We start from the raw sequence: 26854 nt of genomic DNA on the forward strand, positions 1-26854 counted from the left end.
CTACCGCACATTTCACAATCATCAGGTCCAGCATTTTTAGCCAATTCGATCATGGCTTTATACTCTTCCAATGACATTTCTGCGGGTTCGTCTAAAACGGCAATAGGCTGTAACGTTTGTTCCGTAGCTGGTTGTTCAGTAACTTCTAGTGGTTCTGCTTTTTTGTCGTTGTTCAAAGTGAACTTGATTGCATCTACCGCTGCTTTAGTTCTTAGATAGTACATTCCGGTTTTTAATCCAGATTGCCATGCATAGAAGTGCATAGAAGTCAATTTAGAGTAATTGGCGTTTTGCATAAACAAGTTCAACGATTGCGATTGATCTACAAAATAACCACGATGACGTGACATATCAATAATATCTTTCATCGACATTTCCCAAACTGTTTTGTACAACTCTTTCAAATCTTGCGGAATATCCAGATCTTGAACTGAACCATTGTTACGCATTAATTCTTGTTTCAAGGTTTCGTTCCAAAGTCCACGTTCTACCAAATCATTTAGTAAATGCTTGTTGACTACAATAAATTCTCCCGAAAGTACTCGTCTAGTATAAATATTAGAAGTATACGGTTCGAATGCTTCGTTATTACCCAAAATTTGCGAAGTCGAAGCAGTTGGCATTGGCGCAACCAAAAGTGAATTTCTCACCCCGTGTTCCATCACTTCTTTTCTTAATGAACCCCAGTCCCAACGTCCTGAAAGTTCTTCGTCTTTCATTCCCCAAAGGTTATGTTGGAACTCTCCTTCTGAAATTGGCGATCCTTTGAAAGTAGAATAAGGACCTTCTTCTTTTGCCAATTCCATCGAAGCGGTTACTGCTGCAAAATATAAAGTTTCAAAAATTTCTTGATTCAATTTCTTGGCTTCATCTCCTGTAAAAGGCAAACGCAACATGATAAAGGCATCGGCTAAACCTTGAACACCTAGTCCTATTGGTCGGTGACGTAAGTTTGAATTTTCGGCTTCAATTACTGGGTAGTAATTTCTGTCGATGACTTTATTTAAGTTTCTGGTAACTCGTTTGGTAACAGTAAACAACAATTCGTGATTGAATTTTTTGTTTTCTACAAACATGGGTAACGAAAGAGATGCTAAGTTACAAACCGCTATTTCATCTTTGGAAGTGAACTCCATAATCTCAGTACACAAATTCGAAGACCGAATGGTTCCAAGATTTTTCTGGTTTGATTTTCTATTGGCTGCATCTTTGTACAGCATATAAGGAGTTCCCGTCTCGATTTGCGATTCCAGAATTTTTTCCCACAATTCGTGTGCTTTTATGGTTTTTCTACCCTTTCCAGCTTTTTCGTAATCGGTGTACATTTTTTCAAATTCTTCACCATGAACGTCATACAAGCCAGGACATTCGTTAGGACACATGAGCGTCCAAATTCCATCTTCTTGGACACGTTTCATAAATAAATCAGAAGTCCACATCGCAAAGAACAAATCTCTGGCGCGCATTTCTTCTTTACCGGTATTCTTTTTCAAATCTAAAAAGTCAAAAATATCAGCATGCCAAGTTTCAATGTAAATAGCAAAACTTCCTTTACGTTTTCCGCCACCTTGATCTACATATCTTGCGGTGTCATTGAAAACTCGTAACATAGGCACAATACCGTTTGAAGTACCATTTGTTCCGCGTATATAAGAACCTGTTGCGCGAACATTGTGAATAGAAAGACCAACACCACCAGCAGATTGTGATATTTTGGCAGTTTGTTTCAGGGTATCATAAATTCCGTCAATACTATCGTCTTGCATAGCAAGAAGGAAGCAAGATGACATTTGGGGTTTTGGTGTTCCGGCATTAAATAAAGTTGGGGTAGCGTGTGTGAAGAATTTTTTTGACATCAAGTCATACGTTTCTATCACTGATTTCAAATCATCTAGGTGTATTCCAACCGATACACGCATTAACATATGTTGTGGACGCTCTACAATTTTACCATTTATTTTAAGCAAATAAGAACGTTCTAAAGTTTTAAATCCAAAGTAATCGTAGTTGAAATCTCTATTATAAATAATATGTGAATCTAAAAACTCTGAATTTTCCATGATTACTTTATGGACTTCTTCAGATAGTAATGGTGCTTTCAGCCCATTTCTAGGATTGACATAATAAAACATTTCGTTCATCGTTTCTGAGAACGATTTCTTGGTATTGGAATGCAAATTTGAAATGGCAATTCTCGCTGCTAATTGCGCATAATCTGGGTGCGCAATGGTCATTGAAGCTGCAGTTTCGGCTGCAAGATTATCTAATTCTGAAGTTGAAACGCCATCATATAACCCTTCAATTACTCTCATTGCCACTTTCACGGCATCAACCAAATCATTTAAACCATAACATAGTTTTTTAATTCTATCTGTGATTTTGTCAAACATTACGGGCTCTTTGTGGCCGTCTCTTTTTACTACATACATAATCTTGTCTGTTTTTTAAAATAGAAAATCCCTTCTCTATTTTGGTGAATTTGTAATATTTTTTGGGAAACTAATCCCGGGTTAATTCCACATCAAAAATATGGAAATTGTCCTAATTCTAATTGATTAGAGAATTAAGTAATTTTTGAAAACTTGTAAGTCTTTATACTTTTATATTTTAAAAATCAGCGTCGAAACTAATTTTTTGAGCATCTGAGTCGGTATTCATCACTCCTGATTTTTGATATTCGGCTACTTTCTTTTCAAAGAAATTTGTTTTTCCTTGCAATGAAATCATATCCATAAAATCAAAAGGATTTGCGGTATTGTATTCTCTTTCGCAACCTAATTCTACCAATAATCTATCGGCAACAAATTCAAGGTATTGAGTCATTAAAGTCGCATTCATCCCAATTAAACTTACAGGAAGTGATTCGGTAATAAACTCTCTTTCAATATTTAACGCGTCTACAATAATTTCTTTAATTCTGATTTTAGGCACTTTATTTACTAAGTGGTGGTTGTGTAAATGCACCGCAAAATCACAATGTACTCCTTCATCACGAGAAATTAGTTCGTTTGAAAAAGTTAATCCAGGCATTAATCCCCTTTTTTTCAACCAATAAATAGAACAAAATGCTCCTGAAAAGAATATTCCTTCAACGGCTGCAAAAGCAATTAATCTTTCAGCAAAAGAATCTGAATCTATCCATTTCAAAGCCCAATCAGCTTTTTTTCTAATGGCTGGAAAAACATCCAAGGCATTAAATAAATCGTCTTTTTCAGCCTCGTCTTTTACATAAGTATCAATTAATAGCGAATAAGTTTCGCTATGAATGTTTTCCATCATTATTTGAAAACCATAGAAAAATTTGGCTTCTGCATATTGTACTTCATTTACAAAATTTTCAGCAAGATTTTCGTTTACAATACCGTCAGAGGCAGCAAAAAAAGCAAGGATGTGTTTTATAAAATATTTTTCGTCGTCACTTAATTTATTGTTCCAATCATTCAAATCTTGGGATAAATCGATTTCTTCGGCAGTCCAGAAACTGGCTTCCATTTTTTTATACCATTCCCAAATATCTTGATGTTTGATAGGGAAAATCACGAAACGATTCTTGTTTTCTTGTAAGATTGGTTCTAATTGCGACATTGCTTTTTTTTATTTTGAAATTTTAACGAATAATTATGTATTCGTCGACTACAAAGATTGTGAATTCTTATGGTTTTAAAAAGTCAAACTTATTCACAATAGGAATGAGTTTTTAACAAATTATTAAAAAAAGTTTATTTTTCCTAAACTTAATAAAATGCTGAATGTGAGTATTTTAAAAAATAAAAAACGTGTAAGGCACTATAAAATATAGCGTTCAAAAAAATTCAGATAGTTAAAATAATCAGTTAGAATATTATTTTTTTAAATCTTGAGCCACTTGTTCTAATTCTAAGTACCAGTCTTCGCCAAATCTTCTTATTAAGGCTTCTTTTACAAATTTATATACTGGTACTTCAAGTTCCTTGCCTAAAGAACAGGCATCGTCACAAATCTCCCATTTATCATAATTTACCGCTGCAAATTCGGTAAAATCTTTAACTCGAATAGGATACAAATGACAGGAAACCGGTTTTTTCCAATCGACTTCGCCTTGATTGTAGGCTTGTTCGATACCGCAAAGTGCCGTTTTACCATCAAAAATGACATAGGCACAGTCTTTATTATCAATTAAAGGTGTTCCAATTTCGCCATCAGTTCCCACTGTCCAAGTCCCTTGAGCTTCAATAGCAGCAATACCTTCTTTACGAAGAAAGGGTTTCACTTTTGGATAAATGGCTTCTAGGATTTTAGTTTCTTCTTCACTTAGCGGTGCGCCAGCATCGCCATCTACACAACAGGCGCCTTTGCAAGCTGATAAGTTGCAGACAAATTCTTTTTCGAGAATATCCTCAGAGACAATGGTTTTTCCTAGTTGAAACATACTGCAAAGATACTTCTCAAATATTAATTTTAGCTTTAATCTCATGAAAAAATTGTGAGTTTAATTTTTAATCTAAAAATGGATTACTTTTACATAATTCTTGTAAATCAAAATATTATGGAATTAAACTTTAAAGAAATAATTACTGTTGGCATGGTTCTTTTTGCGGTAATTGATATTGTTGGAACCATACCTATTGTTTTAGATTTGAGAACAAAACATGGTCATATCGAATCTGAAAAAGCATCAATTGCTTCTGCTCTCATAATGATTATTTTTCTATTTATAGGAGAAGAATTTTTAAATCTTATAGGCATCGATGTGCATTCGTTTGCTGTAGCTGGATCTTTTGTATTGTTCTTTTTAGCATTAGAAATGATTTTAGGAATTAGAATATACCGTGATGAAGCGGCGAGTTCCGCGTCTATTGTTCCGCTGGCATTTCCATTAATTGCTGGTGCTGGAACAATGACTACCTTATTGTCTTTGAAAGCAGAATTTCAAACCGTCAATATTATTATAGCCATTTTATTAAATGTTATTTTGGTTTATATCGTATTAAAGTCTTCCTCTAGAATTGAAAAATTGTTAGGTAAAAATGGATTGGGAGTTATTCGAAAGACTTTTGGAGTGGTACTTTTGGCAATTGCTGTTAAATTATTCGCCGCTAATGTTAAAGATTTATTTCTGTAAAATATTTTATTATAAATTTACATCTCAGCTTTTCTGTCAAAATAACATAAAATTTTTGAATGATATAGTTGTGGTAAAATTTATGTTTTCTTTAAAAATTATTGTTTATGAAAATCTTTACTAATGTTTTAGTGTGCCTAGCTCTAGCTTTAATTGTTTTTAATATTAGTCTCCTTGATTTCAATCACCTTTTAGAAGGCAATAGTATGGTAGCTTTTATTGGTATTGCCGCTTCTCTTTGCGCCGTTTTAATCCTCTTGATTTTTAAAATGTCAAAGAAAATTGAAGAGAAAATGAACGACAAACTTTAATTGTGTTTGATGTTATTATTATTGGAGGTGGCGTTTCAGGAGTTTCTTGTGCGCTAGTTTTGGGTTCAGCTCAAAACAAACCTTTTGCATATGATAAAAAAATAGGTATTATTTCTCATCAAAAAAATTCATCGCTTCAAGAAGCCGTTATCAACAATGCCTATGGCATTGCTCCTGGAACATTAGGTGCGGAATTATTAACGGAGAGTATTCAGCATTTATCAAAAATCTACCCTCATATCGACCAAATTCAAAGTGAAAAAGTTTTGAAAATTGAAGGTGAATATACCTCGGCAGTTTGCCCGTCGTCCTCGTTTCCTGAATTTACTATTATCACCAACAAAAACAGTTATCAATCAAAAATAGATGTTGTAGGAATTGGTTCTGCAAACACTTTTTCAATTGATGGCTTATTGCAATATCTTGAACCTCATCGAAAAGCAATTCCCGAAAAACAAAGAATACAACTAAAAAACAAAGATCATAAAGTTACCGAAGGGATTTATGTAATAGGAACACTTGCAGGAACTAGAAGCCAAGTAACTATTGCTGAAGGAAGCGGAGCTGCCGTGGCAACTGATATTCTTACTTTATGGAATGAGGGCGTTCAGACCCATGTACATGATAGTATTAGGTGAAGCATTAGAAGCTATTTAATCTAAATCTTCGATTTGTTCCACAATAACACCCGCTTTTGTTAAAAAATCTATTCCTGAAGTGTCTTTATATCCTGATTGATAGACCACTCTTTTTATCCCGGATTGATGAATTAACTTGCTACATTCCTTACAAGGAGAAAGCGTAATGTATAGCGTTGCCCCATCACAGGTTTGGGTAGAACGAGCCACCTTTAGTATTGCATTAGCTTCTGCATGAAGCACATACCAATTGGTTAAGCCTGATTCGTCTTCGCAACAGTTTTCAAAACCGGATGGTGTTCCGTTGTAACCATCAGATATAATCATTCGATCACGAACTATTATTGCCCCTACTTGTTTTCGTTTGCAATAGGACAATTGACTCCATTCTCGAGCCATTCTAAGGTAAGCCTTGTCGTATTTATTTAATTTTTTATTTTCCATTTTTTAATATAATCTTTTCCAAATCTCGTTATTTATAATCATGGGCAAAACTACGCCAATTATAAAGGAAGATAACATCAATATCCAATCACGTTTTGAAAATCTAAAAATCGATTGAAAGATATAGGAAAATAATAAAATCAATAGTACTATAATAATTTGAGCTATTTCTATACCTAAAGAAAACTCTAAAGCGGAAACCGATTTTGATAGAAAGCTGGCTTTAGTAATGCTGTCAAAATAATGATAAAAACCTAAACCATGAATAATTCCTATTAATACTGTAATCAATCCAAATAGATTTAAACTTCCTTGTTTTGAAGATTTTTTTGCGCCAAAAATATTAAATAGAGCCACCAACAGAATAATAACGGGACTTAAAAAATGTATTATATTGCCTTTTATAATTATAACGCCAAAAAAGGAAAGTAATAATGCAATCAAATTACCAAATGTAAAAGTAGAAACTAATAACAATAGTTTTTTCCAATCCTTAAAAACATAAGGTGCGGTTAATGCTATCAGCAATAAGATGTGTTTACAAGCAAAAATGTTTAGAACATGCCGAAAGCCATTTTCGAAATAAATCCAGAAATCTGTCATAAACAAATGTTTTTAATAATAGGGAAAATCAAAATTACAATTTATTTTTAAAAATCAAGAAATAGATGCTAATAAATACAGAATCAGTATTTTAAATTATCTTCATTTAAATTGAAAAATAGTGTTAATTAGTTTCAAAAAACTGAAATATGAATTAAATTTGTTAACACTCTAAATACAATTACTATGTCAATTTCAGATTTATTCGATAACGAATTCAAACAAAGAAACAAAGGTCATTTTTCTGCCATTGCTCGTGTGGCATTAGCCGACGGTAATATTAATAAAGAAGAACAACTTTTTTTAGACAAGCTGGCGCAAAATCTTGATATTTCAAATTCAGAGTATCAAGAGATTATAGATAATCCATTAAAGTATCCTATTAATCCACCTTACTTGCGAACAGAAAGATTAGAAAGACTTTTTGATTTAGCAAGAATGGTTCATCTAGATCATCATTTAGGAGACAAACAAGATAAGTTATTGAAAAAACTTGGCTTAGCACTAGGATTTACTCCAGAAAACGTGAATTATATTGTTGGCAAAGCACTTGTTTTAATTGACAAAAAAGCTGACTTAGAGACTTTTATTTATGAAATTGAACACATGAATAAATAAAAAAACACTGTAATTACTAATATTTACTCAATTTAGCCTCAAGCATAAATTTTTCTGCTTTTTGAACCATATTAAAACTCCCGCAGAAAAACGGAGCTCTTTCATGTAATGCTGTGGGTTGAATTTCCATAATTCTATTAAAACCATCCGATGCTTTTCCATCAGATTGTTCTACAATAAAAGCTATAGGATTACATTCGTATAATAATCGTAATTTTCCTTTTGGGGCTTTTGTGCTCGTTGGATACAGATATATTCCTCCTTTAATCATGTTTCTATGAATGTCAGAAACCAAACTGCCTATATACCGTGATGTATAAGGTCTATCTTCTTCTTCGGTTTGACAATATTTGATATAATTTTTTACACCTTGAGGGAAATGAACATAATTACCTTCATTTACAGAATAAATAGTCCCATCTAATGGGTATTTCATATTTGGATGTGACAAATAAAATGTTCCAATAGCTGGATTTAAGGTAAATCCATTAACGCCATGTCCTGTGGTGTAAACCAACATAGTCGAAGTTCCATAAATCACATAACCTGCTGCAACTTGGTTAATTCCGGGTTGTAAAAAATCTTCGATGGTAACAGGCGTTCCAATAGGAGTAATTCTTCTATAAACTGAAAAAATTGTCCCTACAGAAACATTTACATCAATATTTGATGAGCCATCTAAAGGATCCATCAAGACTACATATTTATTATTATGACAATTATCATTACCTTCAACAGTAATAAAATCGTCATTTTCTTCGGATGCTATGCCACATACAATTTCTCTATTAATTAAGGTTTGTATAAAAATTTCATTAGCATAAACATCTAATTTTTGCTGTTCTTCTCCTTGAATATTTTGTTCTCCAGCAGCACCAATAATATTGACTAATCCAGCTTTGTTTACTTTGTAATTAACTACTTTGGCGGCTAGTCTGATGGAATTGATTATTCGGGATAATTCACCAGAAGAATATTGAAAAGCACTTTGATTCTCTATAATAAATTCACCTAATGTTTTGTTGCTTTCTTCCATTTCGAAATCGTTGTAGTTGTTATCAAGTCACAAATGTCGGGTTTTTTGTGAAAACAATTTGAATACTATTTAATTTACTTTGGCAGTATTGTATATTTGCCAATTATTATAAATTAAAAGTGCATTAATTTTAATTTAAAGGCTCATAAATTATGAATATAAGGAAAGCAAAGCCAGAAGATATGCAAGCTGTATTAGCTTTAATCTATGAATTAGCTGTTTTTGAGAAAGAGCCAGATGCTGTTGTGGTTACCGAAGCTGATTTGATTCGAGATGGTTTTGGACCAACACCTTTATTCTATGTTTTTGTTGCTGAAATTCCGAAAGAATCAATTGAAAATAGTATTTCTAAAGAAATTGTAGGTATAGCATTTTATTACTACAGATATTCCACCTGGAAAGGAAAAACTATTCACCTAGAGGATTTAATAGTTAAAGATTCAATGCGTGGAACGGGACTAGGTTACGCCTTATATTCAGAAATTATCAAGCAAGGTAAAAAAGATGAGGTTAGAAGAATCGAATGGAATGTTCTGGATTGGAATACAAATGCTATTGAATTTTATCAAAAATCAGGCGCAAAATTATTAGATGATTGGAGAGTAGCTCAGATGGATGAGGACGCAATCAATTATTTTCTAAAAAATAAATTGAAATAAATTAGTAACAAAAAGAATAAACTGCCTTCGGTTTGATATCCGAAAGCTGAAATTAAAAATAAAATGAGAGTATTCAAATTTGGTGGCGCCTCTGTAAAAGACGCCGATGGAATTAAAAACGTTTATGACGTATTACAAAAAGCGGGTTATGAAGATGTCTTATTAGTAGTTTCTGCAATGGGAAAGACGACCAACGCATTAGAACTAGTAATAAAAAACTATTTTGATAAATCAGCAGAGTTAAATTCTTCTGTTCAAGATATAAAAAAATACCACAACCAAATCTTATTAGACTTGTTTGAAGATGAAAAGGCCGACGTTTTTTCAGCAGTAAACAATCAATTTTCTGATTTAGAATATTTCTTGTCACATAACAAATCACCTAATTATAACTTTGTTTACGATCAGATTGTGAGTTATGGCGAATTGATTTCGACAACAATCCTAAGTCATTATATGAGCTTTAAAGGCATCAAAACCCAATGGCTTGATGTAAGAAACTTTGTCAAAACAAATTCTAATTATAGAGATGCCGAAGTAGATTGGGTCTTAACTCAAAAAAACATTTCTAAAAATGTAAAGCGTAAAATTTTGAATATTACCCAAGGTTTTTTAGGCTCTGACGAGAATAATTTCACAACCACTCTGGGACGTGAAGGATCAGATTATACGGCTGCCATTTTTGCTTATTGTTTAAATGCAGGAAGTGTAACCATCTGGAAAGATGTTCCGGGAGTAATGAATGCCGATCCACGCTATTTTGAAAATGCTAGTTTATTAAACCAAATTTCGTATCGCGAAGCTATTGAATTAGCATTTTATGGTGCTACTGTAATTCATCCAAAAACATTACAACCACTACAAAAAAAGGAAATCCCTTTGTATGTTAAATCATTTATAAATCCTTTATCACCAGGCACAAGTGTTGCCAAGGGAGCAGACCTAGAACCGTATTTACCTTGTTTTATTGTCAAAAGAAGTCAATTGTTAATTTCTCTTTCTTCTATTGATTTTTCTTTTATCATGGAAGAAAACATTAGCGAGATTTTTGCTTTGTTTCACCATTTTAAATTAAAAGTAAATCTAATTCAGAATTCAGCCATTAGTTTTTCGGTTTGTGTTGAAGATAAATTTGAAAATTTTAATGATTTGAATGCTATTTTATCAAAAAAATTCAAAGTAGATTTTGTCGAAAATGTTACACTTTATACCATTCGCCATTTCGACGAAAAAGCGGCACAAACCGTTGAAGAAAACAAAACAGTTTTACTGAAACAAGTAAGTCGTGAAACCATGCAAATTGTAATAAAGGAATGATAAATCCTCTCAGATAAACTTCCTAAAAAGGGAGAGATAAAAAAAAAGGTTTTTTTAAATTTACCGCCAATTTACAGATTTTTAAAATTGTTCCCTAAGACCGAAGGGAAAACAGACGAAGTAATTTGTGGTTTTTTAATTATACCTAAATTCTCTCTATTATTTTTCATACAATTTCATTAAAATTTGGGTTTATACATTCTTATTCAATTACGCTGACTGAGTACTTTCGAGTAGAACAATACTCAATTAATCCCGTAATTTGTAATTAAGTTCTATTTATTAAAATTATTTATATCTTTGCAATAGATTTTAAGCCAATGAGAATAGTAACGTTTACAAAAATTAAAGACTTTACACAAAAACATTCTAATTCAGATGTTGCATTGAGAGATTGGTATTTTAAAATCAAAAGGAGTGAATGGAATACTTTATCGGATATAAAACAAACATTTAATTCTGTAGATTATATTGGCAATAATAGGTATGTTTTCAATATCAAAGGAAATGATTTTCGGCTTGTCGCCATTATAATTTTCGCTTCCAGTAAAGTGTATATTCGATTTATAGGAACACATTCAGAATATGATAAAATAGACTGTTCAAACATTTAGAAACTATGAGAACAATAGAAACAAAAAAAGAGTACACTGCAATAACAAATCGTATCGAGGAATTGTTAACTATAGTTGACAATACAACTGCAACTAATGATAAAAATTATATCGAATTGGATTTACTTTCTGATATGGTAGCCGATTACGAAGAAACATACGAACCAATTAAAGCACCTACACTTGTAGAAGCGATGAAGTTGCGAATGTATGAGCGAGGGTTAAACCAGAAACGTTTATCAGAATTATTAGGAGTTAGCACATCAAGAGTAAGTGAGTATTTAACCGGTAAAAGTGAGCCTCCCCTAAAAACTGCTAGAGATATCAGTCAAAAACTAGATATTGATCCTATAATCGTTTTGGGGATTTAATTTTTTGTTCTAAAAGAATAGAGCTACTCTCCCTCTAGGAAGTCTTATTAAAAAACGAGAAACATGTTGCAGTGCTGACTGCACAGCTGAAAATTAAAAATCTTTAGCCAGACCCTTTTTTTAAGTTAATTGTAAAAGAAAAGGAAAAACTATTTTTAACTAACTAATATTTTACCACAAAATGACAGATATTTTTGTTAATTTGTGGTTTTTATTTTTTGTATTTGAACATTTCAAGTCAAAATAAATCAATTTTGACTTGAATACTTACTCCTAAAATTACCAACTTTAAATACTACTTTTGGTACTTTAGAGTTATATTCTTATGTTTCAAAAAGTCTTGCTTTTAATGGTGTTATTATTTTTTTCTGAGATGAATGCTCAGGAGGTAAATTATTTATATAATACCAAAAAAATCAGTACTGAAAAAGACAGTATTCAAATTGATAAAGAGAATTTAAACACCACTTTTTTTAAAGTACTAGACTCAAAAAGAATAGCTATTGACACAAGCTATTACAGTGTTAATTTTGAAAAAGGGCTCTTAATTTTGAAAAAAAACTTCCCTTTAGAATCGGATTCTCTAACTGTTCACTATCTAAAATTTCCTGATTTTTTAACCAAAGAGTATCATATTTATGACGCTAGTCGTCAGCTTAGTAACGATGTTACTACTGAAAGTTTATATAAAATTGAAAATATAAGTACTAAAAAAGCCATTCCTTTTGAGGGTCTTAATACTTCTGGCAGTATTACAAGAGGAGTCACCATTGGTAATAATCAAAATGCAGTTTTAAATTCAAATCTTGACCTACAGATTTCTGGAAAACTATCCGAAAAAGTGAGTTTAAGGGCTTCTTTACAAGACAGCAATATTCCCTTGCAGAACGGTGGTTATTCTCAAAGATTAGATCAATTTGACAATGTGTTTATGGAGATTTTTAGCAACAAATGGGCCATTAGGGCTGGAGATGTTTTTTTAGAAAATAAGAAAACCCAATTTTTAAATTTTAACAAAAAAGTACAAGGAATTTCGACCAATTTTGATTTTGGGTCTGAAAATAACACGAATAATGTTTTTGCTTCGGCTTCGTTGGTTAGAGGCCAATATGCTAAAAGTAATTTTACTGGACAAGAAGGAAATCAAGGACCCTATAAATTAAAGGGGACAAACGGAGAACTTTATGTGGTAGTGGTCTCTGGTTCAGAAAGGGTGTATGTTAATGGCAATTTATTAAAACGAGGAGAGAATAATGATTACATCATTGATTATAATGCTGGAGAAATACTATTTACAGCGCTTTTTACTATTACTTCCGAAATGAGAATTGCTATTGAATATCAATATTCGGACCGAAATTACTCTCGATTTGTTACCTATGCAGGTGGATCTCATGAATCTAAAAAATGGAGTTTTAGCAGTTATTTATATTCAGAAAGTGATCTTAAAAATCAGCCATTACAGCAAAGTCTTTCTAAAGAACAAGCATTACTCTTAGCCAATGCAGGTGATAATTCAAATCTAATGGTTTCACCATCAGCCTATCCAGATTCTTATTCCGATAACAAAATATTGTATAAAAAAATCCAATTTAACGGGGTTGATTTTTTCGAATATTCAAACAACCCTTTGGATGAATTATATAATGTTAAGTTCAGTTTTGTGGGAGCAAACAAAGGGAATTACGTAGTAAAAAATGCAAACAGTATTAGCCGAATATATGAATATATTGAGCCAATAAATGCAATTCCGCAGGGAAACTATGAACCCAATATTCAATTAATTGCTCCAACAAAAATTCAGGTCGCTACCTTTTTAGGAGCAATTAATCCTTTCGAAAAAACAACAATTGCCTTTGAAATGGGAATCAGTAATAACGATAAAAACTTATTCTCCTCATTAGAGGATTCTAACAATCAGGGTTTTGCAGGAAAAATAAATGCAAAGCAACGGTTGTTTTCAAAAAAATGGAAATTAGATGCTTTTGCTAATTATCAATTCATCCAGAAAAAATTTAGCACCATTGAACGTATATATAATATCGAATTTGAGAGAGATTGGAATATAGGGACAATTGATTCTAGTGATCAAAGTTTTTTGGTTTCAGGCTTACAATTTGCTTTGCCTGAAAAAGGAAAGCTAGAATATCAGTTTGAAAAATTAAATTATACGAATACCTTTTCAGGGAATCGTCATAATGTTAATGCGAATTTCAAATTCAAAAAATGGAATATTCAAAATCAAGGAAGTTATTTAAATAGTGATTCAAACTTATCTACTTCTAACTTTTTTAGAAATCAATCCCAAATTCGATTTCATCAAAAAAAATATTGGATAGGTTCTAGTACGAGGCTTGAAAATAATCAAGAAAAAATAAAATCCACCAATCTATTATCGCGTTTAAGTCAACGTTTTTCCGAGTACGGATTTGTTGTAGGTCGAGGAGATAGTACAAAAGTATATGTAGAATTAGGATATTTCAAACGAGTAAATGACAGCCTAATCAACAGCAATCTTCAAAGAGTGAATCATTCTCAAACCTACCAACTTAAATCTAAATTAATTCAAACCACAAAAAGTGATTTAACTCTAAATGTCAATTTTAGAACCTTGAATTATGATGATCCTTTGAAATCAAAAGAATCTTCGTTAAATTCAAGAATACTATATAACGATCGTTTTTTCAAACAATTAATTCAATCTTCAACAGCATTTGAGACAAATTCAGGATCAATTCCTCAACAGGAATTTACTTATTTAGAAGTTGAGTTAGGACAAGGGGTGTATACTTGGAATGATTATAATGCTAATGGAATTCAAGAATTGCAGGAATTTGAAATTGCACCATTTATTGATCAAGCAAAATATATTAGAATCTATTTGCCTAATCAAGTTTATATAAAAACGCATCAGAATAAATTTTCGCAAGCGGTCACACTAAATTCCATTCAGTGGCAAAATGGGAAAGGTATTAAAAAGTTTTTTTCTCATTTTTACAATCAAGCCTCTTTTATAATCGACAGAAAAATCAAGAGTAACGGAGATAACTTTGATCTTAATCCTTTTAGCACTGTTAACGAAAATGTGCTAGGTTTAAATTCTAGTTTTAGGAACAGTTTGTTTTTTAATCGGGGCAAACAAAATCATTCGGTCACCTTTACGTATCTAAAAAACAAAACAACGAGCTTATTATCTTTTGGTTCACAGGAAGCCAAAAACGGTTCTTTGCAGTTACAATATTCTCATTTGTGTCAAAAAAGTTGGTTGTTTGGGTTGTTTACAAAAACGATTAAAACGGCTATTGTTTCAGAGAATTTTGCCCAAAAAAACTATGATATTCGAGGCTTTCAATGGACTCCAAAAGTGAGTTATTTGTTTTCTAAAAGCACCAGTTGGGATGTTTTTTACGAATTACAAAGCAAAAAAAATAAAAATGGAAGTTTTGAAACTTTAGTGCAAAATAGGTTTGGCACTTCTTTTTCTTTTGTAGGTAAAAAGAATATAATCTTGAACGGTGAGATTTCTTTTTATCAGAATAAGTTTAAGGGAGATGAACTTTCCGCTGTTGGTTTTCAGATGCTCGAGGGTTTACAAAAAGGACAAAACTTGACTTGGAGACTATTATTACAAAAAAAATTAACTCAGTTCTTGGATATAAACTTTAATTATCAAGGGCGAAAAAGCGAAACTTCTCAAGCCATTCATACTGGGAATATTCAATTGAGAGCTTATTTTTAATTGATTTTACAGGGCTATTCTTCTTCTTCTAATTCGTCAAATTTCTCGTGTTTTATGATTTTAGCGTTAATCATAAAAAAAATCGACTCTGCTATATTGGTACAATGTTCAGAAATACGTTCTAAATGTTTCAATGCTAAAACCAAGTTAGTTCCCGATACTACAACTTTGGGATTAGACTTCATTTCATTAATAATTGCATGAACAGCAACATCAGTTTTGTTCTTAATGGCTCTATTGGAAACAAAAATTTCGTTAATACTATTTTCTTCTTTTGTTAAAAAACAAGTATTAGTTTTAGTAATTATAAGTTCAACTTCACGCGCTAGCCCACTAATTTCAAACTTAGCAATCAAATCATGTTTGTCCTTAATGCTTTTGGTTTTTTTGATGATACTCATTGACAAATCACCAACTCTTTCAATCTCATTACTAATTTGCATCGCCGACATAATAAATCTCAAATCAGAAGCCACAGGTTGCTGTAAGGCAAAGATAGTCTGACAAATTTCATCAATTTTCACATCCAGTTTGTCTATTTTTTGCTCTGTTTTTTTAACTTCTTTACCCTCTATAGGTTCTGATAAAATTGCTTTTACCGCTTCGCCCACTTGTGTCTCGGCCAAAGCGCCAATTTTAGTAATAATCTCTTTTAATTTTTCTAATTCAATTTCAAAACGGGTTGTCATATTTTTTATTTTAAAAATTGTTAACCAAATCTACCAGTAATATAATCTTCGGTTTGTTTTTGTATTGGTTTTGTAAATATAGTATTTGTTTTGCCAATTTCTATTAATTCCCCCAGATAGAAAAAAGCGGTGTAATCGCTGGTTCTTGCCGCTTGTTGCATATTATGAGTGACAATAATAATAGTGTATTGTTCCTTTAACTGGTGTACTAATTCTTCAATTTTTGAAGTAGAAATTGGGTCTAATGCACTCGCTGGTTCATCCATCAAAATAATATCTGGACTGACTGCCAAGGTTCTGGCTATGCACAAACGTTGTTGTTGTCCGCCAGAAAGGCCTAAAGCTGAATCACCTAATCTATCTTTAACCTCTTCCCATATTGCGGCTTGTCGCAAAGATGTTTCTACTATTTCGTCTAATTGTGTTTTGTTTTTAATGCCATTGATTTTTGGGCCATAAGCAATGTTTTCATAAATAGATTTTGGAAAAGGATTTGATTTTTGAAAAACCATTCCAATTTTTTTTCTAATATTAACAACGTCTACATTTTTATCATAAATATCAACACCTTCAACCAGCATTTGCCCAGTAATTTTTACTTCTGGGATCAAATCATTCATTCTATTTATACATCTTAAAAAAGTTGATTTTCCACAACCTGAAGGGCCAATCAAAGCGGTAACTTTGTTGCGGGGTATCTCTAGTGAAATTTCTTTTAATGCCTTTTTTTCTCCATAGTATAAGGATAAATCTTTAACTTCTATTTTTGAATCTTTCATTTTAATTCTATTAGGTCTAAAAAATTAGTTGTTTTTGATCTCTAAATTATTTTGCTCTACGTCTAATTCGAGATCTAATAATAACGGCAACAAGGTTTAGTGATAAGGTCAATATTAATAATACTAAAGTCGTTGCAAACTGAATAGGCATGGTTTTCTCAACATCTGACGACTGTGTCGACATGATGTAAATATGATATCCTAAATTCATAAATTGATCGCTCAAAGATTCTGGCAAAGTCGCTAAATAATAGGCTGCTCCGGTAAATAAAATGGGTGCTACTTCGCCAGCGCCTCTACTTACTGCGAGAATCGTTCCTGTCATAATTCCTGAAACTGATCCAGGTAGCACTACGTTTTTTATGGTTTGCCACTTGGTAGCACCTAATGCTAAACTGGCTTCACGCAACTCTCTTGGAATTGTTTTTAAAGCTTCTTCTACAGAAACTATAATTACGGGTAATGTTAATAATGACATTGTAAGACTTGCCCATAGAATATTGGGTTGTCCCCAATGCAATTCGCCGCCGAAAAAGGTTTTGTCCATTCCGGTTCCTAAAAACTGAATGAAAAAACCAAGTCCAAAAAGTCCAAATATTATAGAAGGTACTACGGCTAAAGTTCGAACAGAAAAGCGAACAGCTGCCGCAATTTTAGAATTTTCTTTGGCATATTCTGTCAAATAAAGGGCTGTTATTGTTCCAAAAGGCACTGCTGCAATAGACATAACAACCACCAAAATAAAAGTACCTATCAAGGCTGGAAATATCCCGCCTTCTGTCATTCCATTTATTGGAAATGAACTGATAAATTCCCATGAAAATTTCTCTCGACCTTCATAAATAATGATTCCTAATATTACAAAAAGAATGCTAATTATTAGCAATACAGCTACTTGAGTAGTTCCGATTATTAGTTTTGATTTTATATCTATTCCTTGTTTTTTGTTAGAAAAAAAATCAGAGGATACTACTTTTGTGTTTTTTTTCATTTTTATTTACCTTGAAATTTTTTGATTAATTTACCTTTTACATAGAATTCTGCAATCGCATTTAAGGCAAAAGAAAAAATGAAAAGGAGTGATCCTATAAAAAATAAAACACTATAATGGGTTTCTCCAAAAACGGTTTCAGCCATTTCAGAACCTATTGTTGCGGCAAATGTCCGAACACTTTCAAAAGGATTTGATGATAATAAAGCGGCGTTTCCAGTAGCCATTAAAGCTATCATTGTTTCGCCAAAAACCCGTCCAACTCCTAAAAGTAATGCTGCAAAAATTCCTGGAGTTGCGGCTGGTAATGTCACAAAAAATGCGGTTTGCCATTTACTCGCACCGAGAGCTAAACTTGCTTCAGTAAAAGTGTTTGGCACTGCTGTAAGGGCGTCTTCGGCAATGGTATAAATAATTGGAATCGCGGCCAGAGCCATGGCAATTCCACCAATAAAAGCATTTAATCTAGAGTCATATCCAAATACATCTTGAAAAAAAGTAGCTAAAACCATTAAGGCAAAAAAACCAATTACAACCGATGGAAAAGCAGCGAGCATTTCTATAATAGGTTTAATAATTTCTTTCCTTCTTTTGGAGGCAAAACAAGAAGTATAAAGTGCAGCTAATACAGCTAATGGGCCAGCAAATAGCATGGCAATTAGAGTCACCTTTAAAGTTCCTATAAGTAACCCGAGTAATCCGAAACGTGGATTATCCGATACAGGAACCCATTCAGAAGTAAAAAAAGTACTCCATGTTTTATTGGATCCTTCATTGTTTGTATAGCTTTTATCGTCAAGATTTGTTCCTTGATTTTCTTTTGTGTCCACGCTTAAATCTTCAGTAGCCACACCATAGGTTTCAGGTTCATTTGAACTAGTCTCTTCCGATACTGGATTTAAATCATCTGTTTTAGTTTCATAACTTTCAGGCGCTAGATCTTCAGTAGGAGATCCATAGGTTTCAGGAGCAATTTCTGTTGTAGTTGTGGTTTCTGTTTCGCCGTAAGTTTCAGCTTTGGCACCTGTATTTGTTACGGTTTCAATTTTTTCTTTTGCAGTATTACTAAAGTTAAATAATGGCAATGATTCTTTAAAAACAAAAACAAATATCAAAACAATGATACTAATAGATATAAATGCAACGGTCGAAATAATTTTTTCTGCTAGAAACTCCGAAAGCCTGAATTGTTTTTTCAGGCTTTCTTTGGTAAAATTATTTTTTTCTTGAAGTAATGGATTCATGAATTTGAATTAAGTATTCAATAACTAATTATATTATTTTACAGGAAAATAACCAACTGTTACAATCATTTTTTGTCCTTCTGAACTTAATATCCAATCGATGAATTTTTTTGTTTCTCCGGTTGGTTTTGATTTCATGTACATGTATAAATATCTTGATATTGGATACGTTTTATTACGTACTGTTGCTTCTGTTGGTAATACACCTTTGCTTTTAGCATCTTTTTTTACTTTGCAATCTTTAACGTCTTCTGCATATGCAGCACCACCGTATCCGATGCTATATTTGTCTTTTTTGACTGCATTTACAATAGCTGCAGTTCCAGGTAAAGTCTGGCATGATGGTGAAAAATCTGTTTTAACAACATGTTCTTTAAAAAATTCAAAAGTACCTGAACTACTTTCTCTACCATACAATTGAATTTCCGCATCTGCTCCACCAACTTTTTTCCAGTTTGTAATTTTTCCTGAAAAGATAGCCCCTATTTGTTCAACAGTTAATTCGGAAACAGTATTTCCTTTGTTTAAAAAAACAGACAAACCGTCTTTGGCACAGGCAATTTCAATGCTGTTTTTATTGTATTTTGCTTTAATTTTTTCTAGCTCAGCAGGTTTTATCGGACGGCTTGAGTTTGCAATTTCGGTTGAGCCATTAATTAGAGCAGCTATTCCAACCCCAGAGCCACCACCGGTTACTTGAATTGTAGTTTCTGGATGTTTTTTCATGTAAGCTTCTGCCCATTGTTGTGATAAAATTACCATTGTATCCGAACCTTTGATAGTTATTTTATTTAAGGTTGTAAACGAAAATCCAATAGCCATAATGACTACTAATACAGCTGTGATTTTAAATTTTGTTGCTTTCATTTTTTAAATTTAATGTTTATATTTTATTCTTAAAAGTTAAATTGTGCTTGTAATCTCAATAAATTCCCTTGTTGTCTGTTGTTTTTGAGTGCGCTATCTTCAAATGTTCTATCTGATATGACCCATTCTGCTACTAATTCAAAAGCCTTGAATGGCTGCCACTCTAACCCTAATTCATATTCTCTAACCACATAACTTCGAGCATCTTTTTCAAATTTTTTACCACCGTCATAATATTGAAACTTAGCAAAAGGATACAAATATTTATGATTTGGCAAATCTAATTTATAGTTCAAAGTTACATAACCACCTTCTAAACTAGAAACATCAACTAAATTGTTAACCTTATCATAACGTGGGCCTTTACCAAAGTTATACTCTGCCTGAACACCGAATGGTTTTGGATACAATATAAATGATGCAGCAACCCTTTGATCTGTTAAATAATTTTTATCTAATGAAGACGCTGTTGCAATATCTGTACTTGACATAGCCCATTTTCCTGAATATGCTTGTAAACCTGGCTCAATTATTTGACTTCCAATTACAAATGGATAACTAATTCTAGTCACAATATGTGAATTCCTGTTAGCTTCGGATCTATTGGCTGTTTGTCCGTTATAGACACCAAATGCAAAAACCCCGTAATCTCCTGAACCTTTAAATCCATCTTTAATAAGCATAGCAAAACGTTCTCTTATCTTTTCGGGTGCCCAATAAAAGAAAACGCCTAAATCACGTTCATTCGCTACTGCACTATTCAATGCATCATTTCTATCTAAGCTTAATCTGTTTTGACTTGATTGCATATTTTCAAAGCCATAAGGCACTTTACTTTGTCCAACCCTAAATCGATATTCTCTTTTTTTGTCAATAGACAAATCAAAATAAGCGTCTCTAAGTTGTGCAAAATGATTCGCTCCTGTTGATGGTGAACTAGCAAAGTCCGGTTGAATATAAATATATACATTAGGATGTACTTGTCCAGAAAAAATCATTCGGGCTCGTCTTATAAAAAAGCCATTATTGGATTTTGCATCTAAGGCTGTTGAAGTAGTTCCCCAAGATTTATCACATTGATCACATGCCACTTTGTCGTTCGTTGAAAACAAACCATTATATCTTACTTGAACATAACCTCGTAATCCGATTTTGTTATACCACAATTCTTTTTCAAGTTTGCTTTTTTCAGCTTGTTTTTCTTTGTTGATGGAGTCAAAAATTCGTATAACTTCTATTGAAATTTTATTTTTATCTATCTCTTGAGCTTTTGTAATAAATACGCTTAGAAGCAGAAGCGCTAAAATAATTTTTTTCATCTTTTTAATGTATTGATTAATTTTATGGTGCAAAGATGAAATCTTAATGTTAAGTTAATGTTAAGTCAATATTATCTAATTAACAATAATTGTTAAGCCTATGTTTGGTTTGTAAATTTTAGGTTTTTTTAATTTTAAAAACTTGATAATCAATTATGTGAGTTGGTTATTTTTTAAAAAAAAACTTATGCTTTTTTTAAGGTAAACGAAAATTCTGTGCCAACGCCAAATTCACTTTCTACATATATTTTTTCGTCGTGAGCTTCAATAATGTGTTTTACAATAGCGAGTCCTAACCCAGAACCTCCCTCGTTTCGAGAACCACTTTTATTTACTCTAAAAAACCGTTCAAAAAGTCTAGGTATATGTTGTTTTTCAATTCCTTCACCGTCATCAGTTATCTGAATTAAAACTTTATTTGCCGTCAAGTCTTTTACACTTACTTGAGTCATTCCGCCATCTTTACCGTATTTGATAGAATTAACAATCAAATTTTCAACCATTTGTTGAATTTTATCTTGGTCACCAATCACAAAAACAGGTTGAATATGATAATTACTAAAAGCTAAAGTAATATTCTTTTTGTCGGCTTTCAACTCTAATAATTCAAACACATTTCGAACCAATTTTACAATGTCAAATGGTGTGATTTCTAAGTTTAAATCACCAACTTCTAGTTTGGTAATCATGTCTAAATCTTCTACGATGTATATGAGTCGTTCGACTCCTTTTTCGGCTCGTTTTAAATATTTTTTTCGAATAGTTTTGTTTTCCATTGCGCCATCAAGCAGGGTAGAAATATAACCTTGAACTGTAAATAATGGGGTTTTTAGTTCGTGAGATACGTTTCCAAGAAACTCTCTTCGGTACGCCTCTCGAACCTTGAGCATTTCGATTTCTAGTTTCTTATTGGTGGCAAATTTTTTGACCTCACTCGTTAGGGCTTCCATATCAGTGGTTATGGGTTTGTTGATGAGAGTACTGGATTCTAAAAGCGAAATATCGTCATATATTTTTTTTACTCTTCGATAAATAAATCGTTCTACTCGATATTGAATAACAAAAAATGAAAATATATAGATTAGGAAACCAAAAACTACCACAAAAAGTATGAGGTTGTTTAATGGTGTTTTGAATATTAATTTTAGTAAAATTCCACAAAAGAAACAGCTAAAAATACTAATATATAAAGCCGAAATTACGGCAAATTTATAGGTATTTTTGAAGTTAATTTTCATTATAAAGTAAGTTAAAGATGCAAATTTAAATAAAATTACACTTCAAATTTATAACCAACTCCTTTAATTGTTTTAAAATATCGATCTCCAATTTTTTCTCGTAATTTTCGAATGTGAACATCAATTGTTCTTCCACCGACAACAACATCATTTCCCCATACTTTTTCTAAGATTTCTTCTCGCTTAAATACTTTTCCTGGTTTTGATGCTAATAAGTAAAATAATTCAAATTCTTTTCGAGGCAAAGCAATCACTATATCGTCTTTAATGATTTTGTATTCTTCACGATTTATTTCGATTCCTTGAATATTTATGGTTTCGCTATTTTTGTCTTGATCTTTTATTCTACGTAATAAGGCACGTACTTTACTGACTAATAATTTTGGTTTTATCGGTTTTGTAATATAATCATCAGCTCCTGCATCAAAGCCGGCTAATTGTGAATAGTCTTCGTTTCTCGCTGTTAAGAATGCAATGATTACATGGTTTAAAGCTGGAATTCTTCTAATATTTTCACAGGCTTCCATGCCATCCATTTCGGGCATCATAACATCCATTATAATAAGATCTGGAATTTCCTTTATGGCTTTTAATATCGCTTCTTTTCCATTAGATGCTGTAAAAATTTCAAAACCTTCTTGAACGAGATTGTAGCTTACAATTTCCAATATATCCGGTTCATCGTCAACCAGTAAAATCTTTGTTGTTTTTTTGCTCATAATATATAATTACTTAAAATTCACATCATTTTGATATGAAATCATTTAAACCGATGGTAAATGTAGCAATAAAACAAAGGTATTAAAATTGATAAGCACTAATTTAAATAAGATAACAATTTGATAATATTAAAATCTTAAATGGTAATGTTTAGTTAACTTTTTATTTACAAAAGCGAGGGTTCTTTGCAAAAATTAAATACTATTAAAATGAAACTTAGATTATTATTTATTGCTTTATTGGTTTCTGCGCTTTCTTTTTCTCAAGAAAAAGGCACTATCAAAGGGATTGTGACCGACAAAGACTTCAGCAATGCTCCTTTACCTTTTGTTAATATTATTCTAAAAAACAAAAAAATAGCGACTAATTCTGATGCCGAAGGGAAATACCAGATTAATGTTCCAGTCGGAAATTACGTTCTACAATATAGTTTTGTGGGTTATGAGACAATTGAAATGCCAATAACTGTTAAAGCAGGTGAGACTATAGTTGTAAATAAGGCATTAGGCTCTGGTAGTTATAAACTACAAGATGTTGTTGTTCAAGGAGCTTCAAAAAATAGAGAAAAAGAAACGGCTATTTTATTAGACCAGAAAAATGCAGTTGTTTTTAAACAAAGTATCGGTGCGCAAGAAATGGCTCGAAAAGGAGTTAGTGATGTTGAAGATGGTTTGACCAAAATATCAGGAATTACAAAAGTTGATGGCAGAGGCCTTTTTGTTAGAGGACTTGAGGATCGGTATAACAATTTATTGATAAATGACTTGGCAGTACCTTCAAATAATCCGTTTAAAAAAATTATTCCCTTAGATATTTTTCCTACTGATATTGTTAGTGTTTTAGAGACTTTTAAAACTTTTAATCCAAATATTTACGGTGATTTTGCTGGAGCTACTTTTAACATTGTTACTTCAAGAGCGGGAAAAAAAATGACCAAAATTAGTTTTGGAACTAGTTTTACAACGAATAACAATTTAAAAAAATTCCTTATTTCATCTGATGCAAACTCAACCAAAGACTTTTTTGGTTTTTCTGGTGAAGAACGTCAATTGCCATCGGAGTTCGGAAAAGTTCCGTCAAACAAAACATTATCAATTAATGAAGCATTAACAGGTTTTGATTCTGGTTTCAATGTTGAAGAAACCAAATCACCTTTGAATACTTCAATTGGAATCTTGCATTCAGAAAAATTCAATGTTGGTAAAAAGAACCATATTTTCCAATATTTATTGTCATTAAATTTCGAAAACAAATATCAGTATCGCGATGGGGTTGATCGGTTTTTTAATATAGGTCAAGGAAATTATGATAATGATTTGAAAAATGAACAATTCAAGTATAGTTCGAATACTTCGGCATTGGTTACATTAAATTTCAAAACAACTAGATTGGATTTAACTTCAAACACCTTTTATTTAAAATCTACCGAAAACATGATTCAAAATCAAGAGGGATATACTAATGGTGCGCCAACAAATAATGGTTTCATCAGATTAAATCAACTTGAAAAAACAGATTATTTAAATACCCAACTACAAGCAAATTACAAATTAACTTCAAATGAAAAGCATAACCTTAAAGGAGCTGTTTCGTTCACCAAAAATAAATTTGAACAACCAGACCGAAAATCATTTAAAGGCGTAAAAACAGATGATCAAACTACCTTAATTAATTATGAAGGGAATAACATATTTAGACAATATTTTGATGTTGATGGTAAAAGTCATATAGCTGGATTGTTAGAATACAGTTGGAAATTTGGGAATGAAGATTTTACCAAAGCTCACAAATTTACAGCTGGGTACAATGGCTACATGAATAATGTTGAATCAGTATTTAGGTTTTTGGTTTCAAATCGTTTAGGCGGTGGGTCGGGTCAAGTATCTGTATTAACTAATACACCAGATGCAACTTTTGCCAATGAAATTTTAAATTACAAATTCACATATAGAGAAGGATCAGCTGAAAGCTATAAGACCAAATTATCTGAAAATGTCAATGCAGGTTATATAGATTTTTTCTTTAGACTTTCAGAAAAATTAGAACTTAATTTTGGAACTAGAGCTGAACAAACAATAAGAGAAACAAAATATCGTGAATTAGGTCAAACATTGCCAAGTGCTTACCTTAAAAAGACAATTACTAAATTAGACATTTTACCTACTTTAAATGCTAAATTTAAAGTAAATGACAAATCTAATTTACGTTTTGCTGCGTCTAAATCGATAACAAGGCCAGTATTAATGGAAGCGATTCCTGTGGAATATGTTAATTTAGATGGAACCATTGTTAATGGTAACAAGGACGTAATTAATAGTGATAATTATAATTTTGATTTGAAATACGAGTTATTTCCAACAAATAAAGAATTGTTTGCAGTAACAGCTTTTTCTAAAATAATTCAAAACCCAATAGAAAGAATCTTTCAACCAACTGCTGGTAGCGGTGGGCAAATAATCACATTTGATAATTCTGAAAAAGCATTTTTAGTGGGAGCAGAATTTGAGTTTAATTTGCAATTAGAGCGTATTTCAAATGCTTTGTCTCAATTTTCTTTGGGATTCAATACTTCATTAATGCAGTCTAAAGTTACGATTGCAAAAGATAATGCTCTAGAAACTAATCCTGATCGTGCTTTACAAGGAGCATCACCATGGTTAATAAATACAGATCTAAAATATGACTTCGAGTTTAACAAAGATTGGACTAACACTATCACCTTTGTTTATAATGTATATGGTAAACGTATATATGCAGTTGGTACTGCAGGTTTGGATCATTATTATGAACAATCATTCAATAAATTAGACTTTGTTTGGGCAAGTAAAGTAGGTAAAAATTGGGATTTAAAATTAGGCGTTGATAATATTTTAGATCCTGTGTACAGAATTAAACTTGGTGAAGAAAGTAAAGTACTGATAACCGAAGAAGATTTAACGGTTAAAAGCTTTAAAAGAGGCGTTGGATTTTCATTTAATTTAGGATATACATTCTAATTGTTTTATTAAATAATCACAACAAAGCCCTATTCACACTAGGGCTTTGTTGTGAGAAATCATAACTACTTATTCATAACGTTTTGGTAACCTTTATTGTGGTAATGGTAACAATTGCATAACTTTTAGATATTATTATCAGACTAATTTTGTATTAATTAAAAATCAAAACAAAATATAATGAAAAATAAATTTTTAGCTTTAGCTGGACTTTTGAGTCTTTTTTTAAATTCTTGTTCAAGTAGTGAAGAAGATACTGTTGTAAAAGTACCTGTTGTAGGTGAAATCAGTAATGCAGATGTTCAAGTAAGCAAGGCTTATGCTTATGGAAACTATACTTTAAATGGTTATGTTAAAATCCCAGCTGGTGTAACAATCTCTTTTGAAGCAGGGACTACTATTACAGCAGATGCCAGTTTTGGTGGAAATGATGCAATAGTGGTTTTAAAAGGAGGAAAATTAATAATGGAAGGGACAGCTACGGATCCGATTGTTTGCACCGAGAAATCTGGTTTGCCTGGTTCTTGGGCAGGAATAATAATGTATGGTGATGCTCCAAT

The 26854-nt window shown here is 32.0% G+C and carries 24 protein-coding genes and 1 pseudogene; 11 read left to right on the forward strand and 14 right to left on the reverse strand.

Annotated features, from left to right (window positions below; translation table 11 throughout):
- From ACKVOD_RS11960 to ACKVOD_RS11970, 3 genes are all read right to left on the reverse strand, one after another.
- The coding region (locus ACKVOD_RS11960; RefSeq protein WP_409209699.1) for a ribonucleoside-diphosphate reductase subunit alpha at positions 1 to 2429 on the reverse strand (2429 nt) is incomplete at its 3' end.
- A gap of 178 nt (positions 2430 to 2607) precedes the next feature.
- Positions 2608 to 3585 carry a ribonucleotide-diphosphate reductase subunit beta gene (locus tag ACKVOD_RS11965; RefSeq protein WP_409209700.1) on the reverse strand — a complete coding sequence of 326 codons (978 nt, stop codon included), beginning with the start codon at positions 3583 to 3585 and terminating at the stop codon, positions 2608 to 2610.
- Positions 3586 to 3841: 256 nt separating this feature from the next.
- Entirely contained in the window at positions 3842 to 4408 is a 567-nt protein-coding gene (locus ACKVOD_RS11970) for a DUF3109 family protein (protein WP_409209721.1), read from the reverse strand.
- A gap of 117 nt (positions 4409 to 4525) precedes the next feature.
- On the opposite strand from ACKVOD_RS11970, the gene ACKVOD_RS11975 reads away from it, so the two are divergent.
- The 3 genes from ACKVOD_RS11975 to ACKVOD_RS11985 all read left to right on the forward strand — a co-directional run bounded on the left by ACKVOD_RS11975 (position 4526) and on the right by ACKVOD_RS11985 (position 6050).
- On the forward strand, positions 4526 to 5101 hold the full coding sequence (locus tag ACKVOD_RS11975) for a MarC family protein (RefSeq protein ID WP_409209722.1): 576 nt from the start codon (positions 4526 to 4528) through the stop codon (positions 5099 to 5101).
- Positions 5102 to 5208: 107 nt separating this feature from the next.
- Positions 5209 to 5412, forward strand: a complete 204-nt coding sequence (locus ACKVOD_RS11980; protein WP_409209701.1) for a hypothetical protein — start codon at positions 5209 to 5211, stop codon at positions 5410 to 5412.
- Positions 5413 to 5414: 2 nt separating this feature from the next.
- Positions 5415 to 6050: an FAD-dependent oxidoreductase gene (locus ACKVOD_RS11985; protein ID WP_409209702.1), complete on the forward strand. Its 636-nt coding sequence runs from the start codon at positions 5415 to 5417 to the stop codon at positions 6048 to 6050.
- Between the two features lie 15 nt (positions 6051 to 6065).
- Here ACKVOD_RS11985 and ACKVOD_RS11990 read toward each other — a convergent pair whose 3' ends face one another.
- Both ACKVOD_RS11990 and ACKVOD_RS11995 read right to left on the reverse strand, forming a co-directional pair.
- A complete protein-coding gene (locus ACKVOD_RS11990; protein WP_409209703.1) occupies positions 6066 to 6494 on the reverse strand; it encodes a deoxycytidylate deaminase in 429 nt (142 codons plus the stop codon).
- 3 nt (positions 6495 to 6497) lie between these two features.
- Positions 6498 to 7097, reverse strand: coding sequence for a HupE/UreJ family protein (locus ACKVOD_RS11995; RefSeq protein WP_409209704.1), 600 nt, complete (start codon positions 7095 to 7097; stop codon positions 6498 to 6500).
- A gap of 186 nt (positions 7098 to 7283) precedes the next feature.
- Here ACKVOD_RS11995 and ACKVOD_RS12000 point away from each other — a divergent pair, with 186 nt between their 5' ends.
- The gene (locus ACKVOD_RS12000) at positions 7284 to 7715 is read left to right on the forward strand and encodes a TerB family tellurite resistance protein (RefSeq protein WP_409209705.1); all 432 of its coding nucleotides are present in this window, start codon (positions 7284 to 7286) and stop codon (positions 7713 to 7715) included.
- Positions 7716 to 7731: 16 nt separating this feature from the next.
- On the opposite strand, the gene fbp is transcribed toward ACKVOD_RS12000, so the two are convergent.
- A complete protein-coding gene (gene fbp, locus ACKVOD_RS12005) occupies positions 7732 to 8751 on the reverse strand; it encodes a class 1 fructose-bisphosphatase (protein WP_409209706.1) in 1020 nt (339 codons plus the stop codon).
- Between the two features lie 152 nt (positions 8752 to 8903).
- Between fbp and ACKVOD_RS12010 the strand changes: the two genes are divergently transcribed.
- The 5 genes from ACKVOD_RS12010 (at position 8904) to ACKVOD_RS12030 (ending at position 15451) form a co-directional block, all read left to right on the forward strand.
- The gene (locus ACKVOD_RS12010) at positions 8904 to 9410 is read left to right on the forward strand and encodes a GNAT family N-acetyltransferase (RefSeq protein ID WP_409209707.1); all 507 of its coding nucleotides are present in this window, start codon (positions 8904 to 8906) and stop codon (positions 9408 to 9410) included.
- A 63-nt stretch (positions 9411 to 9473) separates the two neighbouring features.
- Entirely contained in the window at positions 9474 to 10727 is a 1254-nt protein-coding gene (locus tag ACKVOD_RS12015; RefSeq protein WP_409209708.1) for an aspartate kinase, read from the forward strand.
- Between the two features lie 320 nt (positions 10728 to 11047).
- Positions 11048 to 11341 (forward strand): type II toxin-antitoxin system HigB family toxin, encoded by a 294-nt coding sequence (locus ACKVOD_RS12020; RefSeq protein WP_409209709.1) that lies wholly within the window; start codon positions 11048 to 11050, stop codon positions 11339 to 11341.
- A 5-nt stretch (positions 11342 to 11346) separates the two neighbouring features.
- Positions 11347 to 11712 (forward strand): type II toxin-antitoxin system HigA family antitoxin, encoded by a 366-nt coding sequence (locus ACKVOD_RS12025; protein WP_409209710.1) that lies wholly within the window; start codon positions 11347 to 11349, stop codon positions 11710 to 11712.
- 325 nt (positions 11713 to 12037) lie between these two features.
- On the forward strand, positions 12038 to 15451 hold the full coding sequence (locus ACKVOD_RS12030) for a hypothetical protein (RefSeq protein WP_409209711.1): 3414 nt from the start codon (positions 12038 to 12040) through the stop codon (positions 15449 to 15451).
- Positions 15452 to 15465: 14 nt separating this feature from the next.
- Here ACKVOD_RS12030 and phoU read toward each other — a convergent pair whose 3' ends face one another.
- The 8 genes from phoU to ACKVOD_RS12070 form a co-directional block, all read right to left on the reverse strand.
- Entirely contained in the window at positions 15466 to 16140 is a 675-nt protein-coding gene (gene phoU, locus ACKVOD_RS12035; protein ID WP_409209712.1) for a phosphate signaling complex protein PhoU, read from the reverse strand.
- 20 nt (positions 16141 to 16160) lie between these two features.
- Positions 16161 to 16919, reverse strand: coding sequence for a phosphate ABC transporter ATP-binding protein PstB (gene pstB, locus ACKVOD_RS12040; protein ID WP_409209713.1), 759 nt, complete (start codon positions 16917 to 16919; stop codon positions 16161 to 16163).
- A gap of 46 nt (positions 16920 to 16965) precedes the next feature.
- Positions 16966 to 17910 (reverse strand): phosphate ABC transporter permease PstA, encoded by a 945-nt coding sequence (gene pstA, locus ACKVOD_RS12045; RefSeq protein ID WP_409209714.1) that lies wholly within the window; start codon positions 17908 to 17910, stop codon positions 16966 to 16968.
- A 2-nt stretch (positions 17911 to 17912) separates the two neighbouring features.
- On the reverse strand, positions 17913 to 19154 hold the full coding sequence (gene pstC / locus ACKVOD_RS12050; protein ID WP_409209715.1) for a phosphate ABC transporter permease subunit PstC: 1242 nt from the start codon (positions 19152 to 19154) through the stop codon (positions 17913 to 17915).
- Between the two features lie 33 nt (positions 19155 to 19187).
- On the reverse strand, positions 19188 to 20021 hold the full coding sequence (locus ACKVOD_RS12055; RefSeq protein ID WP_409209716.1) for a phosphate ABC transporter substrate-binding protein PstS family protein: 834 nt from the start codon (positions 20019 to 20021) through the stop codon (positions 19188 to 19190).
- A 29-nt stretch (positions 20022 to 20050) separates the two neighbouring features.
- Positions 20051 to 21340, reverse strand: coding sequence for a porin (locus tag ACKVOD_RS12060; protein WP_409209717.1), 1290 nt, complete (start codon positions 21338 to 21340; stop codon positions 20051 to 20053).
- Between the two features lie 185 nt (positions 21341 to 21525).
- Positions 21526 to 22578 (reverse strand): sensor histidine kinase, encoded by a 1053-nt coding sequence (locus tag ACKVOD_RS12065; protein ID WP_409209718.1) that lies wholly within the window; start codon positions 22576 to 22578, stop codon positions 21526 to 21528.
- Between the two features lie 35 nt (positions 22579 to 22613).
- Positions 22614 to 23297: a response regulator transcription factor gene (locus ACKVOD_RS12070; RefSeq protein WP_409209719.1), complete on the reverse strand. Its 684-nt coding sequence runs from the start codon at positions 23295 to 23297 to the stop codon at positions 22614 to 22616.
- 210 nt (positions 23298 to 23507) lie between these two features.
- Here ACKVOD_RS12070 and ACKVOD_RS12075 point away from each other — a divergent pair, with 210 nt between their 5' ends.
- Both ACKVOD_RS12075 and ACKVOD_RS12080 read left to right on the forward strand, forming a co-directional pair.
- Positions 23508 to 26294, forward strand: a complete 2787-nt coding sequence (locus tag ACKVOD_RS12075) for a carboxypeptidase-like regulatory domain-containing protein (RefSeq protein WP_409209720.1) — start codon at positions 23508 to 23510, stop codon at positions 26292 to 26294.
- A gap of 180 nt (positions 26295 to 26474) precedes the next feature.
- A pseudogene (locus ACKVOD_RS12080) lies at positions 26475 to 26854 on the forward strand (hypothetical protein); the annotation flags it as partial.

This window comes from Flavobacterium sp. (genome assembly GCF_046155325.1).
Lineage (GTDB): Bacteria > Bacteroidota > Bacteroidia > Flavobacteriales > Flavobacteriaceae > Flavobacterium.

Bases quoted from the DNA above. Each gene is read 5' to 3' on its own strand.
- ACKVOD_RS11965 (WP_409209700.1), bottom strand. From the start codon at position 3,585: ATGTCGCAATTAGAACCAATCTTACAAGAAAACAAGAATCGTTTCGTG.
- ACKVOD_RS11970 (WP_409209721.1), bottom strand. From the start codon at position 4,408: ATGTTTCAACTAGGAAAAACCATTGTCTCTGAGGATATTCTCGAAAAA.
- ACKVOD_RS11975 (WP_409209722.1), top strand. From the start codon at position 4,526: ATGGAATTAAACTTTAAAGAAATAATTACTGTTGGCATGGTTCTTTTT.
- ACKVOD_RS11980 (WP_409209701.1), top strand. From the start codon at position 5,209: ATGAAAATCTTTACTAATGTTTTAGTGTGCCTAGCTCTAGCTTTAATT.
- ACKVOD_RS11990 (WP_409209703.1), bottom strand. From the start codon at position 6,494: ATGGAAAATAAAAAATTAAATAAATACGACAAGGCTTACCTTAGAATG.
- ACKVOD_RS11995 (WP_409209704.1), bottom strand. From the start codon at position 7,097: ATGACAGATTTCTGGATTTATTTCGAAAATGGCTTTCGGCATGTTCTA.
- ACKVOD_RS12000 (WP_409209705.1), top strand. From the start codon at position 7,284: ATGTCAATTTCAGATTTATTCGATAACGAATTCAAACAAAGAAACAAA.
- fbp (WP_409209706.1), bottom strand. From the start codon at position 8,751: ATGGAAGAAAGCAACAAAACATTAGGTGAATTTATTATAGAGAATCAA.
- ACKVOD_RS12010 (WP_409209707.1), top strand. From the start codon at position 8,904: ATGAATATAAGGAAAGCAAAGCCAGAAGATATGCAAGCTGTATTAGCT.
- ACKVOD_RS12015 (WP_409209708.1), top strand. From the start codon at position 9,474: ATGAGAGTATTCAAATTTGGTGGCGCCTCTGTAAAAGACGCCGATGGA.
- ACKVOD_RS12020 (WP_409209709.1), top strand. From the start codon at position 11,048: ATGAGAATAGTAACGTTTACAAAAATTAAAGACTTTACACAAAAACAT.
- ACKVOD_RS12025 (WP_409209710.1), top strand. From the start codon at position 11,347: ATGAGAACAATAGAAACAAAAAAAGAGTACACTGCAATAACAAATCGT.
- ACKVOD_RS12030 (WP_409209711.1), top strand. From the start codon at position 12,038: ATGTTTCAAAAAGTCTTGCTTTTAATGGTGTTATTATTTTTTTCTGAG.
- phoU (WP_409209712.1), bottom strand. From the start codon at position 16,140: ATGACAACCCGTTTTGAAATTGAATTAGAAAAATTAAAAGAGATTATT.
- pstB (WP_409209713.1), bottom strand. From the start codon at position 16,919: ATGAAAGATTCAAAAATAGAAGTTAAAGATTTATCCTTATACTATGGA.
- pstA (WP_409209714.1), bottom strand. From the start codon at position 17,910: ATGAAAAAAAACACAAAAGTAGTATCCTCTGATTTTTTTTCTAACAAA.
- pstC (WP_409209715.1), bottom strand. From the start codon at position 19,154: ATGAATCCATTACTTCAAGAAAAAAATAATTTTACCAAAGAAAGCCTG.
- ACKVOD_RS12055 (WP_409209716.1), bottom strand. From the start codon at position 20,021: ATGAAAGCAACAAAATTTAAAATCACAGCTGTATTAGTAGTCATTATG.
- ACKVOD_RS12060 (WP_409209717.1), bottom strand. From the start codon at position 21,340: ATGAAAAAAATTATTTTAGCGCTTCTGCTTCTAAGCGTATTTATTACA.
- ACKVOD_RS12065 (WP_409209718.1), bottom strand. From the start codon at position 22,578: ATGAAAATTAACTTCAAAAATACCTATAAATTTGCCGTAATTTCGGCT.
- ACKVOD_RS12070 (WP_409209719.1), bottom strand. From the start codon at position 23,297: ATGAGCAAAAAAACAACAAAGATTTTACTGGTTGACGATGAACCGGAT.
- ACKVOD_RS12075 (WP_409209720.1), top strand. From the start codon at position 23,508: ATGAAACTTAGATTATTATTTATTGCTTTATTGGTTTCTGCGCTTTCT.